The 21567-nt window shown below is 72.5% G+C and carries 19 protein-coding genes and 1 pseudogene; 4 read left to right on the top strand and 16 right to left on the bottom strand.

Translation table 11 applies throughout. The annotated features are described in order from the left end of the window. Window positions 1-106: 106 nt before the first annotated feature. From ABZ471_RS41770 to ABZ471_RS41780, 3 genes are all read right to left on the bottom strand, one after another. Window positions 107-406 carry a zf-TFIIB domain-containing protein gene (locus ABZ471_RS41770; RefSeq protein WP_359074220.1) on the bottom strand — a complete coding sequence of 100 codons (300 nt, stop codon included), beginning with the start codon at window positions 404-406 and terminating at the stop codon, window positions 107-109. Window positions 407-486: 80 nt separating this feature from the next. Next, a complete protein-coding gene (locus tag ABZ471_RS41775) occupies window positions 487-1428 on the bottom strand; it encodes an aminoglycoside phosphotransferase family protein (protein WP_359074222.1) in 942 nt (313 codons plus the stop codon). Between the two features lie 361 nt (window positions 1429-1789). Continuing rightward, window positions 1790-1966: a hypothetical protein gene (locus tag ABZ471_RS41780; RefSeq protein WP_359074223.1), complete on the bottom strand. Its 177-nt coding sequence runs from the start codon at window positions 1964-1966 to the stop codon at window positions 1790-1792. Window positions 1967-2568: 602 nt separating this feature from the next. On the opposite strand from ABZ471_RS41780, the gene ABZ471_RS41785 reads away from it, so the two are divergent. Continuing rightward, window positions 2569-3924, top strand: coding sequence for a protein kinase (locus tag ABZ471_RS41785; protein WP_359074225.1), 1356 nt, complete (start codon window positions 2569-2571; stop codon window positions 3922-3924). Window positions 3925-4027: 103 nt separating this feature from the next. Here the strand turns inward: ABZ471_RS41785 and ABZ471_RS41790 are convergent, their stop codons facing one another. The 9 genes from ABZ471_RS41790 to ABZ471_RS41830 all read right to left on the bottom strand — a co-directional run bounded on the left by ABZ471_RS41790 (window position 4028) and on the right by ABZ471_RS41830 (window position 16620). Continuing rightward, window positions 4028-4846 (bottom strand): RNA methyltransferase, encoded by an 819-nt coding sequence (locus ABZ471_RS41790; protein ID WP_359074227.1) that lies wholly within the window; start codon window positions 4844-4846, stop codon window positions 4028-4030. A gap of 98 nt (window positions 4847-4944) precedes the next feature. Then, window positions 4945-6177, bottom strand: coding sequence for a uroporphyrinogen-III C-methyltransferase (gene cobA, locus ABZ471_RS41795; protein ID WP_359074228.1), 1233 nt, complete (start codon window positions 6175-6177; stop codon window positions 4945-4947). A gap of 142 nt (window positions 6178-6319) precedes the next feature. After that, on the bottom strand, window positions 6320-10366 hold the full coding sequence (gene cobT / locus ABZ471_RS41800) for a nicotinate-nucleotide--dimethylbenzimidazole phosphoribosyltransferase (RefSeq protein ID WP_359074230.1): 4047 nt from the start codon (window positions 10364-10366) through the stop codon (window positions 6320-6322). Window positions 10367-10759: 393 nt separating this feature from the next. Next, window positions 10760-11986, bottom strand: a complete 1227-nt coding sequence (cbiE, locus tag ABZ471_RS41805; protein WP_359074232.1) for a precorrin-6y C5,15-methyltransferase (decarboxylating) subunit CbiE — start codon at window positions 11984-11986, stop codon at window positions 10760-10762. 123 nt (window positions 11987-12109) lie between these two features. Beyond that, window positions 12110-12748, bottom strand: coding sequence for a GNAT family N-acetyltransferase (locus ABZ471_RS41810; RefSeq protein ID WP_359074234.1), 639 nt, complete (start codon window positions 12746-12748; stop codon window positions 12110-12112). 142 nt (window positions 12749-12890) lie between these two features. Next, window positions 12891-13721, bottom strand: coding sequence for a MetQ/NlpA family ABC transporter substrate-binding protein (locus tag ABZ471_RS41815; protein WP_359074236.1), 831 nt, complete (start codon window positions 13719-13721; stop codon window positions 12891-12893). Window positions 13722-13789: 68 nt separating this feature from the next. After that, on the bottom strand, window positions 13790-14527 hold the full coding sequence (locus tag ABZ471_RS41820; protein ID WP_359074237.1) for a methionine ABC transporter permease: 738 nt from the start codon (window positions 14525-14527) through the stop codon (window positions 13790-13792). Further along, the gene (locus ABZ471_RS41825) at window positions 14524-15567 is read right to left on the bottom strand and encodes an ATP-binding cassette domain-containing protein (RefSeq protein ID WP_359074239.1); all 1044 of its coding nucleotides are present in this window, start codon (window positions 15565-15567) and stop codon (window positions 14524-14526) included. The genes ABZ471_RS41820 and ABZ471_RS41825 overlap by 4 nt, the downstream gene beginning before the upstream one ends. Window positions 15568-15969: 402 nt before the next feature. Then, window positions 15970-16620 (bottom strand): HAD family hydrolase, encoded by a 651-nt coding sequence (locus ABZ471_RS41830; RefSeq protein WP_359074240.1) that lies wholly within the window; start codon window positions 16618-16620, stop codon window positions 15970-15972. 69 nt (window positions 16621-16689) lie between these two features. Between ABZ471_RS41830 and ABZ471_RS41835 the strand changes: the two genes are divergently transcribed. Together ABZ471_RS41835 and ABZ471_RS41840 are read left to right on the top strand one after the other, a co-directional pair. Beyond that, window positions 16690-17049, top strand: coding sequence for a hypothetical protein (locus ABZ471_RS41835; RefSeq protein WP_359074241.1), 360 nt, complete (start codon window positions 16690-16692; stop codon window positions 17047-17049). Between the two features lies 1 nt (window position 17050). Then, window positions 17051-17470: a hypothetical protein gene (locus ABZ471_RS41840; protein ID WP_359074242.1), complete on the top strand. Its 420-nt coding sequence runs from the start codon at window positions 17051-17053 to the stop codon at window positions 17468-17470. On the opposite strand, the gene ABZ471_RS41845 is transcribed toward ABZ471_RS41840, so the two are convergent. The 3 genes from ABZ471_RS41845 to ABZ471_RS41855 form a co-directional block, all read right to left on the bottom strand. After that, on the bottom strand, window positions 17460-17957 hold the full coding sequence (locus tag ABZ471_RS41845) for a GNAT family N-acetyltransferase (protein WP_359074244.1): 498 nt from the start codon (window positions 17955-17957) through the stop codon (window positions 17460-17462). The genes ABZ471_RS41840 and ABZ471_RS41845 overlap by 11 nt on opposite strands. Before the next feature lie 44 nt (window positions 17958-18001). Beyond that, a complete protein-coding gene (locus tag ABZ471_RS41850; RefSeq protein ID WP_359074247.1) occupies window positions 18002-18508 on the bottom strand; it encodes a sigma-70 family RNA polymerase sigma factor in 507 nt (168 codons plus the stop codon). Between the two features lie 100 nt (window positions 18509-18608). After that, on the bottom strand, window positions 18609-19784 hold the full coding sequence (locus tag ABZ471_RS41855; RefSeq protein ID WP_359074249.1) for a glycerophosphodiester phosphodiesterase: 1176 nt from the start codon (window positions 19782-19784) through the stop codon (window positions 18609-18611). A 368-nt stretch (window positions 19785-20152) separates the two neighbouring features. Here ABZ471_RS41855 and ABZ471_RS41860 point away from each other — a divergent pair, with 368 nt between their 5' ends. Next, the gene (locus tag ABZ471_RS41860) at window positions 20153-20824 is read left to right on the top strand and encodes a lysophospholipid acyltransferase family protein (RefSeq protein WP_359074251.1); all 672 of its coding nucleotides are present in this window, start codon (window positions 20153-20155) and stop codon (window positions 20822-20824) included. A 199-nt stretch (window positions 20825-21023) separates the two neighbouring features. Here the strand turns inward: ABZ471_RS41860 and ABZ471_RS41865 are convergent. Continuing rightward, a pseudogene (locus tag ABZ471_RS41865) lies at window positions 21024-21512 on the bottom strand (MFS transporter); the annotation flags it as partial. Window positions 21513-21567: the final 55 nt, after the last annotated feature.

A 21567-nucleotide genomic window follows, 5' to 3' on the forward strand; every position in this document is an offset into this window, starting at 1 on the left:
GAGAGCGCTTCCCTGACACGGAAGAGGTCACTGGTTCAATCCCAGTATCGTCCACACACCGGAAAGCCCCCGGCCGTCTCGTACGGCCGGGGGCTTCTTCGTGTGCTCAGCTGGAGAACAGCATGTGCCCGAAGCTCTTGTGACGGTGGTGGCCGCCGTGGCCGCCGTAGTGGCCTCCGTGGCCACCACCGTGCGGGGCGCCCCAGGCGGGGGCGGCCGGAGCCGGGTACGCCTGCGGGGCAGCCGGGGGCGGCGGCGCCGGCTGGGACCACTGGGACTCCAGGCGGGTCAGCGACTCCAGCTCGCCGTAGTCGAGGAAGATGCCGCGGCAGCCGCTGCACTGCTCGATCTGGATGCCGTTGCGGTTGTAGGTGTGCATCGGCGCATGGCACTTCGGACACTGCATGGTCGGCTCAACTCCTCGCCGGTAGGTCCTGCTTCGTGTTTCCCCAGGACAGACTCCGTCCGGCCCCGGTCGGTTGCACCTTACGCCGGGAATCCGTGCGTCAACTGACCGGGTACCGAAGTCATTCGTGCGCAGGCGTCCGCCAGGGCCTGCTCCGCCTCGTCCAGGGGCCGGTCCGCGGCGAGCGCCTTGGTGATCGCGCGGGCCGCGGTCTGCACGGTGAGTGCGCGGGCCGGGACGTCCAGGGCGGGCCAGGGGTCGCCGTCGGCGGGTACCGCGGGGCCGCCGGCGTCGCGGTAGGCGGTCAGGAAACGGGTCCACTCGTCGGGCGGGAGGAGTCCGCAGGCGTACCAGGCGGCCGGGCGGGCGAGATCCCAGGCAGGGACGCCGAGGCCGAGGTCGTCCACGTCGATCAGGCGCCAGGGGCCGTCGGGTGCCGGGTGGCGGACGAGCTGGCCCAGGTGCAGGTCGCCGTGGCAGAGAGCCGGGGTGCCGGGCATGGGGGCCTCGGCGCGGGCCCAGGCGGGGAGGGCCGTCCAGGCCCGGAGGACAGCGGGGGCGGCCGGGTGGGGCGTGGCGCTCACGGCCGTACGCAGTCTGCTGACGGCGCCGGCGGCCTTCTCCGGGCCGCGCATCGGGGGCAGCGGCGCGGGCAGGGGCGTCCGGTGAAGCCGCGCGAGGAGCGTGGCGGCGGCTTCCCAGGGAGCAGCGTCCGGATCCTCCGGGTCGACGGGGGCGCCGTACGGCCAGAAGGTCACCGGGCGGTCGTGCAGGGCGGCCGGGGTCGCGGCGAGCGGGGCGAGGAGGACGTCCGGCACCGCTGCGGCCGCGGTGAGACGGAGGGTCAGTTCGGCGGAGTCCGTGTCCGGGGCGTGGGCCTTCGCGACGGTGTCGGCGTGCCGGACGACGGTGGCGTCGGGGCGGTCGGCGAGAGAGGTACTGCCGCAGGCGCAGGGGGCTCCGCCGGCTTCCGGGTGGGCGGTGGCTCTGACCTTCGCGGTGAGTGCGGTGAGGAGGTTCACGGGGGGCCTAGGTGGGTGGGGTGTGCGGGGGTGAGCGTACGCGGGTGACGGGCAGGGCTGCACGGGTGGCTGCTGCTCGGGCTGGGCCGCATCGGCGCCCGGTGCCGCAGCGGGGCGGGGGCGGGCTTCGTCCGCCCGCGCCGGCAGGGTGCCGCTGCGCCCACCCGTGCCGCCCCGGCGGCGCGACTGCCCGCAGTCGCGCGGCCGCAGTCGGACGCGCTGCAGGGGCCGGAACGGCGTAATGCCGGCGCAGCTCCCCAGCTGCGCCGGCATTTGTGCCGTCCGCCGTACCCCCGTCCCCACGGGGTTTCATGGATGGATGTCCCCGCCCGGACCGCTCTTCCGGGCCTGGGGACGCCGCTCAGCGCCCCAGCATCACACCCACGGACGACGCCTGTGTGGCCACCGTCTCCCAGCCGTCGAAGACGACGAGGAGCAGGGCCGCCAGGGGAAGGGCCATGAGCGTCGCCACCAGGGGGTGGCGGCGACCCGTCCGGCGGGGGGCGTACGAGGTGCGCCGCGGTGCCGTGTGGGCCATGGTCCCTCTCCTGACCGTTCGGTTGTTGTTGGCAGCGGCGGGTGCCTGACCTCGGGGGACGAGTGCTGCACCCGCCGCTTGACCTCAAATCTAGGCGCGCGGCCCCCGGCGGGCGTCATGCCCTCGTACCGATTCCCGGGCCTCCCGGAGGATGAGCCATGACCTGCGGAGTACTCCCCTGGGTGGAGACGTGGACCTAGGTCTCGGGGTCCTCCCGGAGGGGTCGCCCGCCGTGTCCCGCCATGTCCGGACCGTCCTGCGGGGCGACGTGAGTGACTTCGATCACTTCGGCCGGGGCGAGGGGATGCGGTGTGATCCGCCGGCGGGCGGGCCCGGGTGCCGGGCGTCCGGGCGTACGCGGTGTTCTCGGCGTGGCCCCCGCTTCCCTTCCGAGGTCACCCTGGCCGGGGCCAACCTCCGTGCCATGTCGGCGGGTTGAGATCACAGCCTCCTCAAGGGCACCGCAGGGAGTGGCTTCCTGACCGCGTTTCACCTCGCGCCCCCGCCGCGGACAATCCGTCCGCCCGAGAGGGCGCGGCCTCTGCGCGCAGGCGGCCGTGGAAACGTAAGCTGTGCCACGTCACAGGGACCGGGCAGCGGGGATGAACATGGCGATGATGCGCCTGAGGCGCGAGGACCCGCGCGTCGTCGGCTCGTTCAGGCTTCACCGACGGCTCGGCGCGGGCGGAATGGGTGTGGTCTACCTCGGCTCCGACAAGAAGGGTCAGCGGGTCGCGCTGAAGGTGATCCGGCCCGATCTGGCGGAGGATCAGGAGTTCCGGTCGCGGTTCGCCCGTGAGGTCTCGGCGGCCCGGCGCATCAGGGGCGGCTGCACGGCACGGCTGGTGGCGGCGGACCTGGAGGCCGAGCGGCCCTGGTTCGCGACGCAGTACGTCCCCGGGCCCTCCCTGCACGACAAGGTCGCCGACGAGGGCCCGCTCGGTGCGGCCCAGACGGCGGCGGTCGGCGCGGCCCTGTCCGAGGGACTGGTCGCCGTGCACGAGGCCGGTGTCGTCCACCGGGACCTGAAGCCCTCCAACATCCTGCTGTCCCCCAAGGGACCGCGGATCATCGACTTCGGCATCGCCTGGGCCACGGGCGCCTCCACGCTCACCCACGTCGGCACCGCGGTCGGCTCCCCCGGCTTCCTCGCTCCCGAACAGGTGCGCGGCGCTGCCGTCACCCCGGCGACGGACGTCTTCTCGCTGGGCGCCACCCTGGCCTACGCCTCGACCGGCGACTCACCCTTCGGACAGGGCAGTTCCGAGGTGATGCTGTACCGCGTGGTGCACGAGGAGCCGCATCTGCACGGCGTACCGGACGCCCTCGCCCCGCTCGTGCGGGCCTGTCTCGCCAAGGATCCCGACGACCGGCCCAGCACCCTCCAACTGTCGCTGCGGCTCAAGGAGATCGCCGCCCGCGAAGCTCAGGGCCTGGCCGAAGCACGGCCGCCCGCGCCGCGCGCCGCGGAGGCCGACCGGCCGACCGGACGGCTCGCGGATACCTATCCCGAGCAGCGGCGCACCTCCCCCGGCACCCCGGTGCCGCGCGGGAGCACGCCCGGCCGGGGCGGTGCGCCCTCGCGCGGCGGCGTCGCCTCCCGGCCGGGCTCGGCCCGCCCCACCCCGGTCCCCCGGGTCGGCGGTCCGCGCTCGGGCAGCGGGAGCCGGCCCGCTCCGCGCAGCGGTACCGGGCGTCCGGCGCAGCGTACGACGGGCTCCGGGAGACGGCCGGCCAATCCCCGGCTGCTGCGTCAGCGGCTGTTCGTCTTCGTGGTGGTGACGCTGCTGGTGGCGCTCGGCATCGCGGTGGCGCAGGGCTGTCAGGGCCCGGCGCGCGGGCTGGGCGGCGACGGCGGGCACCAGCAGCAGGTGCAGCCGAGCTTGAGGCTGCTGGACGACGGACAGCTGATGTCGCAGCGGTACGAATCGACCTTCCGGTCCGATTCCGGGAAGTGACGCGTCCCCGGTCGGAAGGGACGCCCCGACGCCCCCGGCGGTGACGCGCCCCGGCTCCGCGAAGCGACACCCCCGACTCCGGGAGTGACGGCCCCGGCCGGGATCAGACCCCCGGCCGTCCCGAGGCCACCGCGTAGAACGCCACCGCGGCCGCCGCGCCCACGTTGAGGGAGTCGACCCCGTGGGACATGGGGATGCGCACCCATTCGTCGGCGGCGACCAGGGCCTGCGTCGACAGGCCGTCGCCCTCGGCGCCGAGCATCAGGGCGACCCGGTCCATCTTGTGGGGGGCGGCCTCGTCGAGTGACCTGGCCTTCTCGTCCGGGGTGAGCGCGAGCAGCGTGAAGCCGGCCTCGCGGACCGAGTCCAGGCTCTTGGGCCAGCTCTCCAGACGGGCGTACGGCACGGAGAACACCGCGCCCATGGAGACCTTGACGCTACGTCGGTACAGCGGGTCGGCGCAGTCGGGCGACAGCAGCACCGCGTCCATGCCGAGCGCGGCCGCCGAGCGGAAGATCGCGCCGATGTTGGTGTGGTCGTTGACCGACTCCATGACCACCACCCGGCGGGCGGAGCGGAGCAGATCCGCCGCCGTGGGCAGGGGCTTGCGCTGCATGGAGGCGAGCGCGCCGCGGTGCACGTGGTAGCCGGTGACCTGCTCGGCGAGTTCCGGGCTCACGGCGTACACGGGGGCCGGGAGTTCGTCGATGACGTCGCGCATGACGTCGATCCACTTGGCCGAGAGCAGCATGGAGCGCATCTCGTAGCCGGCTTCCTTGGCCCTTCGGATGACCTTCTCGCCCTCGGCGATGAACAGGCCCTCGGCCGGCTCGCGCTTGCGGCGCAGTTCGACGTCGGTCAGGCCCGTGTAGTCGCGCAGGCGCGGGTCGTCGGGATCCTCAATGGTGATGAGATCGGCCACAGGGTGATACTGCCTTGTCCTGGGTGTGCTGCCAACGGCTGGGAACGGGTTGGGTTACCCGAGGTTACATGCCGGCCCCGCCGGCCAGGGCAAACGCATCAAGCCGCGGGCTCCGGGCCGACGTTCACGACCTCGCCGATGACGATGACCGCCGGGGGCTTCACGTCCTCGGCGCGTACGGTCTCGGCGACCGTGGCGAGCGTCGCGTCCACCCGGCGCTGCGCAGCCGTCGTGCCCTCCTGGACGAGGGCGACGGGGGTCTCGGGCGACTTGCCGTGCGCGACGAGCGTCTCGGCGATCTTCCCGATCTTGTCGACACCCATGAGGACCACGAGCGTGCCGGTCAGCTTCGCCAGCGACGGCCAGTCGGCCAGCGAGCGCTCGTCGTCCGGTGCGACATGGCCGCTGACCACGGTGAACTCATGGGCGACACCGCGGTGGGTGACCGGGATGCCGGCCGCGCCGGGCACCGAGATCGAGCTGGAGATGCCGGGGACGACCGTGCAGGCGATGCCGGCCTCGGCGAGCGCCAGGACCTCCTCCATGCCCCGGCCGAAGACGAACGGGTCCCCGCCCTTGAGCCGCACGACCGACTTGCCCTGCCGGGCGTGCTCGATCAGCGCGTTGTTGATGGCCTCCTGGGCCATGTAGCGGCCGTACGGGATCTTCGCGGCGTCGATGACCTCGACGTGCGGCGGGAGTTCGGCGAGCAGGTCGCGCGGGCCGAGCCGGTCCGCGATGACGACGTCCGCCTCGGCGAGGAGACGGCGGCCGCGGACGGTGATGAGGTCCGGGTCGCCGGGGCCGCCGCCGACCAGGGCCACGCCGGGCGTGCGGGTGCGGTGGTGCGGGGCGACCAGGGTGCCGTCACGCAGGCCCTCGACCACGGCGTCGCGGACGGCCGCCGTGTGGCGCGGGTCGCGGCCCTTGGCCTCCGTGGTGAGGACGGCGATCGTGACGCCCTCGCTGTGGCCGGTCGCCGGGGTCCAGGCCGTGGCCTGGTCCGCGTCGTCCGAGCGGACGCACCAGACACGGTGGCGCTCCGCTTCGGCGGAAGCCCGGGCGTTGGCCGCGGGGTCGCTGGTGGCGATGAGGGCGTACCAGGCCGCTGCGAGGTCGCCGTCCGCGTAGGGACGCCGCTCCCAGGTGATCTCGCCCGCGTCCGCCATCGCCTCGACCGAGGGAGTCGCCTCGGGGGATACGAGGAGCACGTCCGCGCCGGCCGCGATCAGTGCCGGGAGGCGGCGCTGGGCGACCTGGCCGCCGCCGAGGACGACCACTCGGCGGCCGGAGAGGCGGAGGCCTACGGGGTAGGCGGGGTGTTCGGCCATGAGGGGCGGCTCCTCGGACAGCTGTGCGGTGGGCGCGCTACGGCTCCGGAGCGGCCCTGACGTGCGGATTTTAAGGTGTAGGCAGGGCAGACCGCACGGGTGGTCCGGCAGTTGAACACCAGACCACCCCGGTGGTGACGCCCTACTTCTCGGTGACTCCCGCCGAATCGAACGTCGCCACCTCGTGCATCGCCCGGGCCGTGCTCTGGACCAGCGGCAGGGCCAGGAGCGCGCCCGTGCCCTCGCCGAGCCGGAGGTCGAGGTCGACCAGGGGGCGCAGGCCCAGCTTGTTGAGGGCCGCCACATGGCCGGGCTCGGCGCTGCGGTGGCCTGCGATGCAGGCCGCGAGCACCTCGGGGGCGATGGCGCGCGCGACGAGAGCCGCGGCGCCGGCGCTGACGCCGTCCAGGATCACCGGCGTACGCAGGGAGGCGCCGCCGAGGAGCAGGCCGACCATGGCCGCGTGCTCGAAGCCGCCGATGGCCGCGAGGACGCCGACGGGGTCGGCCGGGTCCGGCTGGTGGAGTTCCAGGGCACGGCGGACGACCTCGGTCTTGCGGGCCAGGGTCTCGTCGTTGATGCCGGTGCCGCGGCCGGTGACCTCGGCGGGGTCGGCGCCCGTGAAGACGGAGATGAGCGCGGCGGACGCCGTGGTGTTGGCGATGCCCATCTCACCGGTGAGCAGTGCCTTGTTGCCGGCCGCCACCAGGTCGCGGGCGGTCTCGATGCCCACCTCGATGGCCGCCTTGACCTCCTCGCGGGTCATCGCGGGTCCCGTGGTCATGTCGGACGTGCCGCCGCGGATCTTGCGGGGCAGCAGACCGGGCGTGGCCGGCAGGTCGGCGGCGACGCCGACGTCCACCACGCACACCTCGGCGCCGACCTGGGTGGCGAAGGCGTTGCAGACCGCTCCCCCACCCAGGAAGTTGGCCACCATCTGGGCGGTGACCTCCTGCGGCCAGGGGGTGACGCCCTGGGCATGCACGCCGTGGTCGCCGGCGAAGATGGCGACGGCGGCGGGCTCCGGGATCGGCGGCGGGCACTGCCGGGACAGCCCGGACAGCTGCGCGGAGATGATCTCCAGCATGCCGAGCGCGCCGGCCGGCTTGGTCATGCGCTTCTGGCGCTCCCAGGCCTCGCCGAGCGCCTTGGCGTCCAGCGGGCGGATCTGTGCGACGGTCTCGGCAAGCAGGTCGTGGGGTTCCTCTCCGGGCAGGGCGCGGCGGCCGTACGTCTCTTCGTGCACCACCCAGGACAGCGGGCGCCGCTTGGACCAGCCGGCCTGCATCAGCTCGGGCTCGTCCGGGAACTCGTCGACGTACCCGACGCACAGGTAGGCGACGACCTCCAGGTGCTCGGGCAGGCCGAGCGCGCGGACCATCTCCCGCTCGTCGAAGAAGCTGACCCAGCCGACGCCGAGGCCCTCGGCGCGTGCGGCGAGCCAGAGGTTCTCGACCGCGAGCGCCGAGGAGTAGGGGGCCATCTGCGGCTGGGTGTGACGGCCGAGGGTGTGGCGGCCGCCGCGGGTCGGGTCCGCGGTGACGACGATGTTGACCGGGGTGTCGAGGATGGCCTCGATCTTCAGTTCCTTGAACTGCTTCGCCCGGCCCTTGGGCAGTGACTTCGCGTACGCGTCGCGCTGGCGCATGGCCAGTTCGTGCATGGCGCGGCGGGTCTCGGCGGACCGGATGACGACGAAGTCCCAGGGCTGCGAGTGGCCCACTGAGGGCGCCGTGTGGGCGGCCTCCAGGACGCGCAGCAGCACCTCGTGCGGGATCGGGTCGCTGCGGAAGCCGTTGCGGATGTCGCGCCGCTCGCGCATCACCTTCAGGACCGCCTCGCGCTCGACGTCGTCGTAGGCGGGAGCGGCCGGTCCGGAGGACGGTGCTGCCTCTTCCACTGCGGCCGTGCTCTCTTCCTGCTCGGCGGCCCTGGTCTCCAGGTCCTCCGCGTGCTGGACGACGTCGGGGGCGTGCTCGTCGCCCGGTGCGGCCGGTGCGGCAGCGGGCTCGGCCTCGCGGGGCGCGGGGACCGGGACCGTGGCCACGGGCTCGTGCTGCTCCTGGGCGGGCAGCACGAGGGGCTGCGGCGGGGTCGGCGCCAGGTGCGGGGTGGTCGGCACCTGGCCGTCGACGGGCACGAACTCCCCGAGCGGCTGCTCGGGGAACGCCTCCGGCGGAATGCCGGCGGCGAGGGGGTCGGCGGTGGCACCGGGCGTGCGCTGCCCGGGCACGCCGTCCGGCACGAAGGGCGCGGCCGGGGCGGACTGGAGCTGCGGGCCGGCGGGAGCCGGGACCGGCGTGGCGGCGGGGACTCCCTCACCCTGACCGGGGGCGTCCTGAGCGTGCGCCGCCGGTTCCGGCAACCCGGGCGCGGCGGTCTCGGCCTCGCCGTCGTACGGGACGGCTCCGGCCAGCTGCGGCCCCTGCACCTGGAGGAGGGCCTGCTCGGGCATCTCGGCGGCAGGGCCGGGCGGGACCTGTACTGCGTCGGGCTCCGGGGAGACAGCGGACTCCGGGGAGGCGTCGGGCTCCGGCAAGGCGACAGCCTCCCCTTCCGTGCCGTGGGCGGTGGCGACGGGCTCGACGGCCGCGGGCGCCGGCTCGGGGGCCTGCGGGGGCTCGGTGACCTGCGCGGGGTCGGTGCCGGGCGCCTGGGCGGGGTCGGCCACGTGGATCTGCTCGGGTTCGGTGGCCTCAGCGGCCTGGGCGGCAACGACGTCGGCGGCTACGGGCTGGGCAGCCGCGGTGCCGGAGACGTGCGGGTGGTCGGCCTGCGCCGCAGCAAAGCCGGCGGCTTCGGCGGTTTCGGCCGGTTCGACCACGTGCTCCACGGCAACGGTGCCGACCGCCGGAGGAACGGCCTGGGCGGCAACGGCGTGGGCGACTACGGCGTCGGCGTCCAAGGGGACGGCGTGGGCGGCGTGGGGCACGGCCTCGGCGGCGACCGCGTCGCCCCCCTCAGCCGGACCGTGTGCCACACCGGCATCCGCGCCCTCGGCAGTGGTACCGGCGACCGCAGGCGCAGGGCCCTCGGCGGTCTGCTCGCCCGCAGCCGGCTGCACGCCCTCACTCGGCTGAACGGCCTCGGACACCTGGACGCCTTCCGTGACCTCCGCGAAGGAAGCCCCCTCCGGTGCCGGGACCGGAGCGCTCTGCTCCGCCGCGTCCGCCACAGGAGCCACCTGGCCTGTCTCGGCGACCACAGTGCCCTCGGCAGCCGGAACCTGCGCCACCTCGGGCGCGGGTACGACCCCTTCGGCAGCGGTCCCGCCCTCGGCGGGAGGAACAGCAGCCTCGGCGGCCACTCCCTCGGGCCCGGGGACGCCCACGGCAGCAGGCGGCTGCAGGCCCTGCCCGGCCTCAGCCGAAGCCGGGGCACTCCCGGCGCCCTGCCCCGCCGCTACGGCGTAGACGCCGTCGTGGCCGTACACGGGCTGCACACCGTCATGAGCGTGGACACCGCCCGGCACCTGGGCCGGGGCCTGCATCTCCTCGCCCGGCACCGGCGCGGACGCCTGTGCGGCGAGACGGGTCATCGCGGCCTGGGCGGCGTCGGTCGCTTCGGCGGTGAACTCGGGCCGACCGGCTGGACTAACCGTTTCCGCAGCCGGTGCCTCCGCGCCGACCTGAGCCACGGCGGTCGGCACGGCGCCCCAGGGGGCCGCGGTCTGCGGTGCCATGTCGCGCAGCGGCTGGGCGTCGAGGTACTCGGGGCCGGGCGCGGCCGGACCCGGCTGCCGTACCGGCGCTCCGGCGGGGCCGCGGTCGGCGAGGGAGCGGACCGGGCTGGCGGAGGCGTCGGGGATCGGCGGACCGAGGTGCAGCGGCCTGCGCTGCGGCTGCGGTGCCACCGCCGGGTCGTGCGGGGCCGAGAGGATGGGCGACGGCGGCACGGACGCCGGCGTCGGGCTCGGCAGCCGGACGCCGCTGAGGTCGACGGAGCCGCTGTCCCGGCCGGCCGTCTCGTGCGGGCCCGGCTCGTGGAGGGCCTCGACGACCGGTTCCGGGGCGGGTGGCGGCACTTCGTTGCCCCACGCACCCTGGGCGCCCGGCAGCAGCAGGTCTTCGTCCTCGGCGGGTGACTCGGAGAGGTAGGTGTACGCGCCGTGCGCGGGGACGCCCGGCTGTTCCACCATGCCTGCACTCTCCGGCTGCCCCTCGCCCGGGACCTGGCCGGTGTCGGTCATGCGTACCCCTCGCCCATCGGTTAGTGCTTCTACGACCAGCTCACCCGGAACGGCGCACCGACCGCCCCGTAGTGAAGAACGAGCGTGCGTGCCCAGCGGCACGAGCGACCCGCCCAAAAAAGGCGACAAAGCCATTCAGTGGCATTGTCCCGGCCGTTCCGCCGTCGCGACAGCATGATCCGCGACAGCCCGCTGTGGACTGCGCCACGTTGCGCGTCCTCGGGTTCTGCCGTACCACACCCACCCCAAAACGGGCACGCTTTCCGGACATTGGCGAACGAAGTTCCGGGCCACGGATGCAGTACAACGATCGGCCAGCCTACCGCGCGCAGTACGACAACAGGATCACGGGGCGCGATCCGGCAGGCCTGCCCGTCGTCCGGCCACCGGCCCTCAGCGAGGCGCTTCGCGCTGCGGCAACTCCCCGGTGAGCAGGAACACGACGTTCCGTTCGGTCTCCGTCCAGGCCCTGGTGTCCAGTTCGACGGACTGCAGCAGGGCGCACTCGACCCGGTATCCGTGTTCGGTCAGGTCGCGGCCGACGAGTTCGGCCTCGTCGCGGGTCGCGGCGTGGGTCACGATGCGCTGCGGGCGCCGGTCGGCGACCGCGGAGACGACGGCCGCTCCCCCGCCCCCGACGCGTACGACGTCCGGTTCGGGCAGGTTCTCGAGGACGTGCGGGGCGGTGCCCCGCACCACCTGGAGATGGACGCCGAAGCGGCGCGCGGCCGCGTCGGTGCGGGCGCAGGCCTCGCCCGTCCGGTCGACGGCGATGACGGCGGCCCCGGCGCGCGCCGCCTCGGTGGCGAACGCGCCGCTGCCGCAGCCGATGTCCCAGACGAGGTCGCCGACCCGAGGTCCGAGGCGGGCGAGTTGGGCGGCCCGGAGCAGTTGGGTCTCCCCTTCGCCGAGGCCGCCGCCGTACGCGACGTACTCCTCGTCCGGCTGCACCCAGCCGCGCGGGCCGCTGCCCGGGTCGCGCCCGGCGATCCAGCCGCCCCCCTCGGCGGCCCCGACCGGGCCGCCGATGACAATGACGACGTTCGGGTCGCGCCAGGTGTGGTCGGGGGCCTTGTCGGAGGTGACGACGGAGACCTGTTCACGCTCGGTGCCCAGTTCCTCGCAGATGACGAAGGTCCGGTGGACCCCGTCCAGGAGCAGGCCGAGTTCCGCGGGGCCCGCGCCCGGTGCGGTGAGGACGGCGACTTTGGTGTGGGCGCGGCACACGTTCACGGCCCGACGCAGGGTGCGCGGGTGGGCGACGACCACCTGGGCGTCGTCCCAGGGCATGCCGGCGCGGGCGAAGGCGGCGGCCACCGAGGAGACGGCGGGGACGACCTCGACCTCCAGGCCGAACTCCGGTGCGCGCAGGGTTCGTACGACGCCGAAGAAGCCGGGGTCGCCGTCGGCGAGCACGACCGCGGTGCCGCGGTGTGCGGCGATGCGGCGGGCGGCCAGGGCGAGGCTGCCGAGGCGGATGCGCTCGGCGGCGGGCGGGATCTCGGGGAGCGCCAGGTGGTGGGCCGCGCCGGCCACGAGCGTGGCGGCGCCGAGGGCGGCGCGTGCCGCTTCGGTCAGCGGCGAACCGTCCCAGCCGATCACCGTGACCCGGTCGGCCATCGTCGTCAGTCTCCAGGTTTTCGCAGGTCGTCAGGGGTACGGGCCCCGTGAGCGGGCTCCGTGAGAGTACCTGGTGAAGGTAGCGGAACCGTGGTCGGCGGCTCCGGGCGCGCCTCGCCGGGGTCAGTTCCAGTCGGAGTACGAGGTGAAACCGGCGGTGTCGGCGAGCTGCTCGTCGGCGCCCTCCAGGTCCTCCGGGAGGAGGCTCCACACGATGAAGTCGGTGCGCACGTCGGTCCAGGTGCCGTCCCCGGTCCGGACGTGCGCTATGCAGGCGTTGCGCAGTACGCCCTCGCTGATGCAGCCGATCTTCTGGGCGACCTGCTGGGAGGCGGTGTTGTCGGCGGCGGTGCGGAGCTCGATACGCTCGAACTTCCGGTCACCGAGGAGCCATTGGGCGGTGGCGAGCGCGGCCTCGGAGGCGTAGCCCTCGCCGCGGGCCCAGGGGGCGATGATGTACGACAGCTCGGTGGAGCGGATGTGCCAGTTGGTCCTGGTCAACTGGACGATACCGACCAGGCGCTGGGTGAGGAACTCGGTGACCGCGAGGTCCAGGCCCCGGCCGGCGGCGCGCTCGGCGGGCGCCCACTGGGTGATCCGGTGCCGGGCGCCGTCCTCGGTGAACGGCTGGGGGACGTCGGTCCAGGCAGCGACCTGTTCGTCGTTCATCATCTCGGCCAGAGCGGGCACGTCGTCCTCGTCGAGGGGACGCAGCACCAACCGCTCCGTGCTGATGGAGATGTTGGGGAAGGTGCTAGTCATGCGCCGCTCCGTAACCTTCGGAAAGCCTTCAGGGCCTGCTGAACTGCCCAGCATGCAGCATGAAACCACCGAACAGCACGACGGGGTCCACTCCCGGTGAGGGAGCGGACCCCGTGCGTGGCGATACGCGGTATACGCCCCGTCAGAACGACGCGATGACCGAGCCCTGGTACTTGTCCTCGATGAACTTCTTGACCTCGGGCGACGTGAGGAGCTTGGCGAGCTTCTTCACGCGCGGGTCCTTCTCGTTGCCCTTCTTCACCGCGAGGAAGTTGCCGTAGGGGCTGTTCTTCGCGGACTCCAGGACCAGCGCCTCCTTGGCGGGCCTGATGCCCGCGGAGATGGCGAAGTTGCCGTTGATCACGGCCGCATCCACGTCGTCCAGGGAGCGCGCGGTCTGGGGCGCCTCGACCTCCTTGAACTTGAGGTTCTTGGGGTTCTTGGTGATGTCCTGCGGGGTCGCCTCGCTGCCGGCGCCGTCCTTGAGGGTGATGAGCCCGTTGGCGGCCAGCAGCTTCAGGGCGCGGGCCTCGTTGACGGCGTCGTTCGGGACGGCGACGGTCGCGCCGCTCTTGAGGGCGTCGACGCTCTTCACCTTGTGGGAGTAGAGGCCGAGCGGCTCCAGGTGCACCGTGACGACGGGCACGATGTGGGTGCCGCGCTTCTTGTTGAAGTCGTCCAGGTACGGCTGGTTCTGGAAGTAGTTGGCGTCCACCGAGCCGTCCTCGGTCGCCGTGTTCGGCGTGATGTAGTCGGTGAACTCCTTGACCTCGAGGTCGAGGCCCGCCTTCTTCGCCAGGTTCTTCTGGACGAAGTTCAGGATCTCGGCGTGCGGGGTCGGGCTCGCGGCGACGACCAGCGGGCCGCTGTGGTCGGCGGAGCCGGAGTCCTTGTCGGAGCCGCAGGCGGTGAGTCCGAGGGTGAGGGCTCCGGCGGCGAGGACGGCGGTGGTGAACTTGGCGGTGTTACGCACGAAAAGTGCCTTTCCTTAAGGGTGGTGCGACCCCGTGTTGGGTGTTACGGGGAGTCTTGGGGTGGGGCTCAGGCGACCTTGGTGATGTCCGCGGCCGCGGGCTCCTCGGCCTTCAGCAGGCGCAGCCTGGGCCCGGGTCCGGAGCGGGCGCCGCGGTTGTGCAGGGAGCGGGCCGCGAAGTCGCCGGCGAACTGGATGAGGGAGATGACGACGGCGAGGATCGCCACGATCACCCACATGAGCCCGGTCTCGAAGCGCTGGTAGCCGTAGCGGACGGCGAGGTCGCCGAGGCCGCCGGCGCCGACCGTGCCGGCCATCGCGGAGTAGCCGATGAGGGCGACGACCGTGGTGGTGGCGGAGGAGATCAGCGAGGGCAGGGCCTCCGGGACGAGGACCTTGCGGACGATGGTGAGGGTGTTTCCGCCCATCGACTGCACGGCCTCGACGAGCCCGCCGTCCACTTCGCGGACCGCCGTCTCGACGAGACGGGCGAAGAAGGGGATGGCGCCGATCGCGAGCGGCACGATGGCGGCGTCACGGCCGATGCTCGTCCCGGTGATCCAGCGGGTGAAGCTGGTCAGGGCGACCATCAGGATGATGAACGGCATGGAGCGGGTGATGTTCACGACCTGCCCGATGGCCTTGTTGACCACGACGTTCTGCAGCAGCCCGCCGCGCTCGGTGAGCACGAGCAGGACGCCGAGCGGCAGACCGGCGACGATGGCGATGAGCGTGGACCACCCGACCATGTAGAGGGTGTTCCAACACTCCGGCTCCAACAGCTCCCACTGCTCGGACCAGGTCACTTCGCACCTTCCTTCACCAGCAGCGGCTCCTGGCCCTCGGGGCCGACGACGTCGATCTGCAGGCCCTGCTCGCGCAGGAAGCCGATGGGCACCACGTTGTCCTCGTAGCGGCCGGGCAGTTCGATGCGCATGCGGCCGATCTGGAGGCCGCCGACGGTGTCGATGGCGGCGCCGAGGATCGAGATGTCGATGTTGTAGGTGCGCGAGAGCTGGGAGATGACCGGCTGGGTGGCGGCCTCTCCGTGGAAGGTGACGTCGAGGACGGTCCGGTCGTCGCCGGAGGCCTCGCCGCCCACCGGGAACAGGGCGGAGGCCAGTTCGGATCCGGGTGTGGCGAGCAGTTCGCCGACCGTGCCGGACTCCACGATCCTGCCCTTCTCCATGAGGGCGGCGGAGTCGCAGACCGACTTCACGACGTCCATCTCGTGCGTGATGAGCAGGACGGTCAGGCCCAGCTGCCGGTTCAGGTCGCGCAGCAGCTGGAGGATGGAGCGGGTGGTCTCCGGGTCGAGGGCGCTGGTGGCCTCGTCGGAGAGCAGCACCTTGGGGTCACCGGCGAGGGCGCGGGCGATGCCGACGCGCTGCTTCTGGCCGCCGGAGAGCTGGGCGGGGTAGGCCCTCGCCTTGTCGGCGAGACCGACCAGGTCGAGGAGTTCGAGCGCCTTGCGGGACCGTTCCTTCCCCGACTTGCCGAGGATCTCCAGCGGCAGCTCGACGTTGTCCTGCACGGTCCGCGAGGAGAGCAGGTTGAAGTGCTGGAAGACCATGCCGATGCGGCTGCGCGCCTGCCGGAGTTCCCCGCCTGCGCGGCTGCCGCGGCCGGCGAGCGCGGTGAGGTCCTGGCCGGCGACGCTCACCGTCCCGGACGTCGGACGTTCCAGAAGGTTGACGCAGCGGATGAGCGAGGACTTTCCGGCGCCGGACTGGCCGATGACGCCGTAGACCTCGCCTTCGCGGACGTGGAGATCGACGCCGTCCAGGGCGGTGACCTCACGGCCGCGGGAGCGGTAGACCTTGGTGAGGCCCGAGGTGGTGATCACTGGGGTTTCCGTCACTGTCGAGTGCGCGGGCGTGGGTGTGCCCGGGCACGGGTGCATTCGTTCAGGGACGCGGCACGGTTCTCGCGGTGGCGATGGAACCGGGGAGAACATGTGCGCGACGGGGGTTCCCCCACGCCGTCAGGGCGGTGAGGGAGGCGTCGGTCACGTACGTCCTACGACGACGTACGGACGTGCCACGGCGTCTCGCTTCGGGGCGCGAGGCTGAGGTGGTGCAGGGGCCCTCTAGAAGGCGCACATTCGACACATACAACGAGCACCGGGCGTCGTGGTCGCCTCGGTCGCAAGGGTGCGGCTGCTCGTCGTGGTCATGCGATCAGTAAACCAGACCTACGGTGCTGACAGGCCGCCGCTGTCCGCATGCTGGACGGCGGCGGACAGTGCTCAGCCGCGGACGGAGATCTCCACTCGCCCGTCGGTGACCAGTGCGGACAAGGCCGACAGGTCCTTCACCACCAGGTCGGCGTCCAGCTCCTCGGCCCGGTGGGTTGTGGCCAACGCCACGGTGGTCATACCGGCCGCGCGGCCCGCCTGGAGGCCGGCGGGGGCGTCCTCGAAGACGACACAGCGGGCCGGGTCCACGCCGAGCCGCCGGGCGGCAAGCAGGTAGGGCTCGGGGTCGGGCTTGCCGCGGGTGATGTCGTCGGCGGCGATCAGCGTCTTGGGCAGGATGCCGACGGCGTCGAGGCGGGCCTCGGCAAGCCGCCGGGTGGCGGAGGTGACGACGGCCCAGCACTCGGCGGGCAGTGAGTCCAGCAGGTCCCGCGTCCCGGGCAGCAGGTGCACCCCTCCGTCGGGTACGTCCTCCACCTCCAGCTGTTCGACCCGGGCGACCGCCTCCGGCACCAGGCGAGCGGGCAGCAGGTCGGCGACTATCTCGGCCGCGGGCCGCCCGTGCAGCTGCACGCGCCCGAACTCCTCGGGCGTGATCCCGTACTCGCGCGCCCAGCGGATCCAGCAGCGCTCGACGGAGTCGAGGGAGGAGACCAGGGTGCCGTCGTTGTCGAACAGAAGGGCGTACGCATGGATCGTCATGGTCTAGACCCTACGGCGCTCGGCGGGGTCGGCCGCGGCGGGCCGATACGGCCGTAATAAGGTCACCGCATGCTCAATGCCCTGACGCTGGTGACCGGTGTCGCCGCGCTGCTGCTCGCCGCCTGGTGCGGCTGGGCCGCCTACCGGGACCAGCCGACCAAGGACTGGCACCTCATCGGCATGGCCGTGGTGTCCCTGCTGGCGGTGATCCAGCTGGTGGTCGGGATCGTGCAGCTGGCGCGGGGCGCGAAGCCGGAGCAGGGCACGACGATCTTCGTGGCGTATCTGCTGGGCGCGTTCGCGTGCGTGCCGGTGGCCGGGGTCATGTCGCTGTCCGAGCGCACGCGCTGGGGCTCGGTGACGGCGGCCGCCGGCGGCGTGGTGCTGGCCGTGCTGGAGGTGCGCCTCTATGACATCTGGGGAGGCTGAGGTGACGACGGCCGAGGAGAAGCCGGCCCGGTTGATCAGCGGGCCGGGCCTGCTGCTCGTCTGGTTCTACGGCGTGATGGTGGTCGGAGCGGTGTCCCGCTCGGCGTACCAGATCGCGACGGAGTTGGACCGGGCCCCACTGGCGTACTCACTCTCGGCGGTGGCCGGTCTGGTGTACGGCTTCATCACCTACACCCTGGTCCGCGGCGGCGAGACCGCCCGCAGGGCGGCCCTGTTCTGCTGTGCCGCCGAACTCGCGGGCGTACTGATCGTGGGCACGTGGACCCTGGTGGACCGCTCGGCCTTCCCCGACGCGACCGTGTGGTCGGACTACGGCATGGGCTACGTCTTCATCCCGGTGCTGCTGCCGCTGTCGGCCCTGTACTGGTTGAGGAAGGCCCGAAACACGGTCACGCCGTAGTCGCGTACGTCCCCGCCGCCTTCTCCAGGACGATCATCTCCACCCCGTCGGCGCCCTTGGACCTGCCCACCGTCTGGTAGCCGACGCGGCGGTACAGGCGGAGGTTGCTCTCGCTGCGGTGGCCGGTGTGGAGGCGGAAGCGGGTGGCGCCGCGCTGCTCGGCCAGCGCCGTCTCGGCCGCGCGCAGCAGTCGCGCGCCGATGCCGTGGCCCTGGAGGCGCGGGTGGACGCAGAGCTTGCCGATGGCGGCCGCGCCGTCCTCGGTCACCTTGCCGCGGACCGAGCCGACCACCTCGTCGCCGAGGCGGGCCACGAAGACGCAGTCGGCGACGACCTCCGTGCGGACCGAGTCCAGACTCTGGACGAGCGGGTCGATGCGGTAGTTGCCGTACAACGCCGCCTCGCTCTGGAAGCACAGGTACTGGAGCCGGAAGATCTGCTCCGCGTCCTGCTCGGTCGCCACCGAGATGGTCACGCTCATGCCCATGTGCGCACGCCTCCCGCTCACCTGATCGCCTGTCGTTCTCACTCCTATCCCCGCGCTTCGCGGGCCGCAACCTCCGGGGCGAGCAAACGTCGTAGACATCCCAGACATCTGGAGCGTTCCGGCCCAAGGCTTCCCTGTGAGATACCCAACTCCCCCGCGATCTCCCGGTATGTCAGGTCCTTCGGGGAGAGCAGCGCCTCCATGAGGCGGGGGCAGCGGCCGGGCAGGCGGCGGACCGCGTCGCGCAGGGCGCGGTGGCGGGCGGCGGTGAGGACGAGCTGCTCGGGACCGGGGCGGGTGTCGTCGGACGGCTCGGTGCCGTACGGGCGTTCCAGGCGAGTGGTGCGACGGCTGCGGCGGGCCTCGGCGCGGACGGCCCTGCGCAGCCAGCCCTGCGGATCGCGCGGCGGCCCCTCGGCCTCCAGACGTTCCAGGAGCCGGAGCCAGACCGCCTGCTCCAGGTCTCCCGGCTCACTCCCGGAGGCACATGCCTCGGCAGAGGCCTCGGCGGTGAGCAGCGGGCGCAGGGCGGCTACCAGGTCGTGCGTCATATGCGGAACGACGCGCCGCCCCGGCGACAGGTTTCCGGGGCGCGCGGAGTCACCCCGAAAGGGGTGCCGTACGGACCCGCCGTTGACGACAGCGGCGGGCTCAGCCGGCCAGGAAGTCGGCGCGGGCCAGCAGGCCGGTGTCGGCGTTGTCGGTGAAGACGCCGTCGATGCCGGTCGCGAAGTACGTCTTGAAGGCGCCGAAGACGTCGCCGTAGGCGTCCGCGTCGGTGCCCTTGCGGTACTCGGCCGGGAGGAAGGGGTTCTCGTTGCGCATGGTGTACGGGTGCAGGACCAGGCCCACCTTGTGGGCGTCGGCGACCAGCGTGGTCGGCTCGGCCAGGGTGCCGTCGGCGTTCTTCGTGATGACCAGGTCCAGCGTCGGGCCGATGCCCTGCGCGTAGCCGGCTATCTCCCGCAGGCCCTTCGGCGTGATCAGGTCGGCGACCGTGCGCGGGTCTCCCGCCTCGACGAAGTCGTAGGGGCGGCCGGTCGCCGAGGAGAGCAGGACGACCAGCGGGTTGTCGACCAACTGGTTCAGCTTCTGGATGCTGCTCGGCTCGAAGGACTGCAGGATGACCGGCGAGTTCCGGCTGTCCTTGCCGTACTTGCGCAGCAGCTTCGCCACCCGCTCCTCCAGGCCGAGGCCCAGCTTGCGGAAGTAGGTGGGGTGCTTGGTCTCGGGGTAGATCCAGACCTGCTTGCCGCGCTTGCGGGTCTGCTCGTCCTGCCACTTCAGGACCTCTTCGAACGTGGGGATCTCCCAGCGCCCGTTGTAGAGGGTGTTGTGCGGACGGTTGGCCGGAATGCGCTCGACGGCACGCAGCGTCTTCAGCTCGGCGAGCGTGAAGTCCTCGGTGAACCAGCCGGTGGTGGGGACGCCGTCGAGGACCTTGGTGGTCTTGCGGCCGGCGAACTCGGGGTGGTCCGCCACGTTCGTGGTGCCGCCGATCTCCGGCTCGTGGCGGCAGACGAGGTGGCCGTCCCTGGTGGGCACCAGGTCGCCCGCCTCGACGATGTCGGCGCCCAGGTCGAGGGCCAGGTTGTACGAGCCGAAGGTGTGCTCGGGGCGGTAGCCGCTGGCACCGCGGTGGCCGATGATCGTCGGCACCGGCAGGCTCTTCAGCCCGCGGCCGCCGTGCCCGGCCGTCCGGGTGTCGGCCGCCCGGGCGGTTCCGGGCAGTCCGAGGACCGCCCCGCCCGCGCCGAGCACCGCCGCGCCGAGGAGCGCCCGTCGTGCCGTTCCCTGCGTCTGCCCGTTCATCTGGTCGCTGTCCATGAGCGCCCTCCTGCCCATCCGCCCTTGAGTGCGCGCCGATCGTAGGGGCACGCACATGACGGTCGGGAGACCTCGGCTCGAACATGCGGATGACACCGTATGGCTGGTGCGAGGCAGGAGGTGACGATCCGTCGGTGTGGGCGGGCGCGGGGCGGGCACCCGTGCGGTGCGGGCTCCACGCGATGTCCGTCACACCGTCGCCGAGGCGTCACCAGCGGACTCCAGCACGCCACCGCAGGTAAACCAGCGTCAACAGTACGTAAGACCTCGGTGAACCGGGCGTACCCGATGTGCGCTTCCCCCGGAGCCGCGAGTAATGTCCTCACCTGCACAGACACATATCGCCCCCCTCGACATCGGAGGACCCGTTGTCCCGCTTCGCGCTCATCAAGGCAGTGCTCGGACCGATCATGCGCCTGATGTTCCGCCCACAGGTGGAGGGCGTGGAGCACATCCCCGGGGATGGCCCGGTCATTCTGGCCGGAAATCACCTGACTTTCATCGACTCGATGATCCTGCCCCTGGTCTGCGACCGTCAGGTCGTCTTCATCGGCAAGGACGAGTACGTCACCGGCAAGAGCCTCAAGGGCCGGCTCATGGCCTGGTTCTTCACCGGCGTCGGCATGATCCCGGTGGACCGCGACGGCGGGCGCGGCGGAGTCGCCGCGCTGATGACCGGGCGGCGCGTGCTGGAGGAGGGCAGGATCTTCGGCATCTATCCCGAGGGCACGCGTTCTCCCGACGGCCGCCTCTACCGTGGCCGTACCGGCATCGCCCGCCTCACGCTGATGACGGGCGCGCCCGTCGTTCCCTTCGCGATGATCGGCACGGACAAGTTGCAGCCGGGAGGGGCGGGGATGCCGCGACCCGGCCGCGTGACGGTGCGGTTCGGCGAGGCGATGGAGTTCTCGCGCTACGACGGCATGGACCGGGACCGCTATGTGCTGCGGGCCGTGACCGATTCCGTGATGGCTGAGGTCATGCGGCTGTCCGGGCAGGAGTACGTGGACATGTACGCCACCAAGGCCAAGGCCGCCTAGGGTCTGTCCGGCGAATCAGGCCGGCTTCAGCCAACTGTGCCTCATCGGCGCAGGTGAGCGGTGCTGGTGCGTCCAGCTGCAAGGCGGAGGAGGGCGCCGACGCGATGGGGGTCCCCCCCTCTGGGGGAGGGTGTGCCAGGGCCCGCGATTCCGGCATGATCCGCCGGACAGGCCCTGGCGTCGCCGACGGCAGGTCGGCTCACCCGGCGCTCTCCAGTTTCTGCCCCTTCAGCAGGAACCACGCCACCGCCGCCGTGGCCAGCAGGACCGCTGCTCCTGCTCCGGAGGCCAGGTGCAGGCCGTGGACGAAGGAGCCGCGGGCCGCGTCCAGCAGGGCCTCCGCCGTGTGCGGGGGCATGTTCGCGGATGCCTCGACCGCCGCGCCCAGTGACTCGTGGGCCGCTGCCGGGGTTCCGGCCGGGCCCGTGAAGTCACGGTAGACGCCTGTCACGATCGAGCCGAGCAAGGCGATGCCGAGGGCCGCGCCCAGTTCGTACGCCGTCTCGGAGACCGCGGAGGCGGCGCCCGCCTGGTCCTTGGGGACGCTGGACAGGATCACGTCGGCGGTCACCGTGAAGGAGAAGCCGGCGCCGATGCCGACGACCAGGAGTGCGGCGCCGAGGACCGGGTAGCCCGTCGACCCGCCCACGGTCGTGAGGACGGCGAGGGCGACGCCCACGGCGGCCACGTCGGCGTCGTGTCCTGACGCCCGTGCCCTTGCTGCCGGCGGTCAGGCGGCAAGG

Source organism: Streptomyces sp. NPDC005728 (assembly GCF_040630895.1).
GTDB lineage: Bacteria > Actinomycetota > Actinomycetes > Streptomycetales > Streptomycetaceae > Streptomyces.

Excerpts from the sequence above, each read along its gene's own strand:
- ABZ471_RS41770 (WP_359074220.1), bottom strand. The coding sequence starts at position 406 with ATGCAGTGTCCGAAGTGCCATGCGCCGATGCACACCTACAACCGCAAC.
- ABZ471_RS41780 (WP_359074223.1), bottom strand. The coding sequence starts at position 1,966 with ATGGCCCACACGGCACCGCGGCGCACCTCGTACGCCCCCCGCCGGACG.
- ABZ471_RS41785 (WP_359074225.1), top strand. The coding sequence starts at position 2,569 with ATGAACATGGCGATGATGCGCCTGAGGCGCGAGGACCCGCGCGTCGTC.
- cobA (WP_359074228.1), bottom strand. The coding sequence starts at position 6,177 with ATGGCCGAACACCCCGCCTACCCCGTAGGCCTCCGCCTCTCCGGCCGC.
- cobT (WP_359074230.1), bottom strand. The coding sequence starts at position 10,366 with ATGACCGACACCGGCCAGGTCCCGGGCGAGGGGCAGCCGGAGAGTGCA.
- cbiE (WP_359074232.1), bottom strand. The coding sequence starts at position 11,986 with ATGGCCGACCGGGTCACGGTGATCGGCTGGGACGGTTCGCCGCTGACC.
- ABZ471_RS41810 (WP_359074234.1), bottom strand. The coding sequence starts at position 12,748 with ATGACTAGCACCTTCCCCAACATCTCCATCAGCACGGAGCGGTTGGTG.
- ABZ471_RS41830 (WP_359074240.1), bottom strand. The coding sequence starts at position 16,620 with ATGACGATCCATGCGTACGCCCTTCTGTTCGACAACGACGGCACCCTG.
- ABZ471_RS41835 (WP_359074241.1), top strand. The coding sequence starts at position 16,690 with ATGCTCAATGCCCTGACGCTGGTGACCGGTGTCGCCGCGCTGCTGCTC.
- ABZ471_RS41845 (WP_359074244.1), bottom strand. The coding sequence starts at position 17,957 with ATGGGCATGAGCGTGACCATCTCGGTGGCGACCGAGCAGGACGCGGAG.
- ABZ471_RS41850 (WP_359074247.1), bottom strand. The coding sequence starts at position 18,508 with ATGACGCACGACCTGGTAGCCGCCCTGCGCCCGCTGCTCACCGCCGAG.
- ABZ471_RS41855 (WP_359074249.1), bottom strand. The coding sequence starts at position 19,784 with ATGGACAGCGACCAGATGAACGGGCAGACGCAGGGAACGGCACGACGG.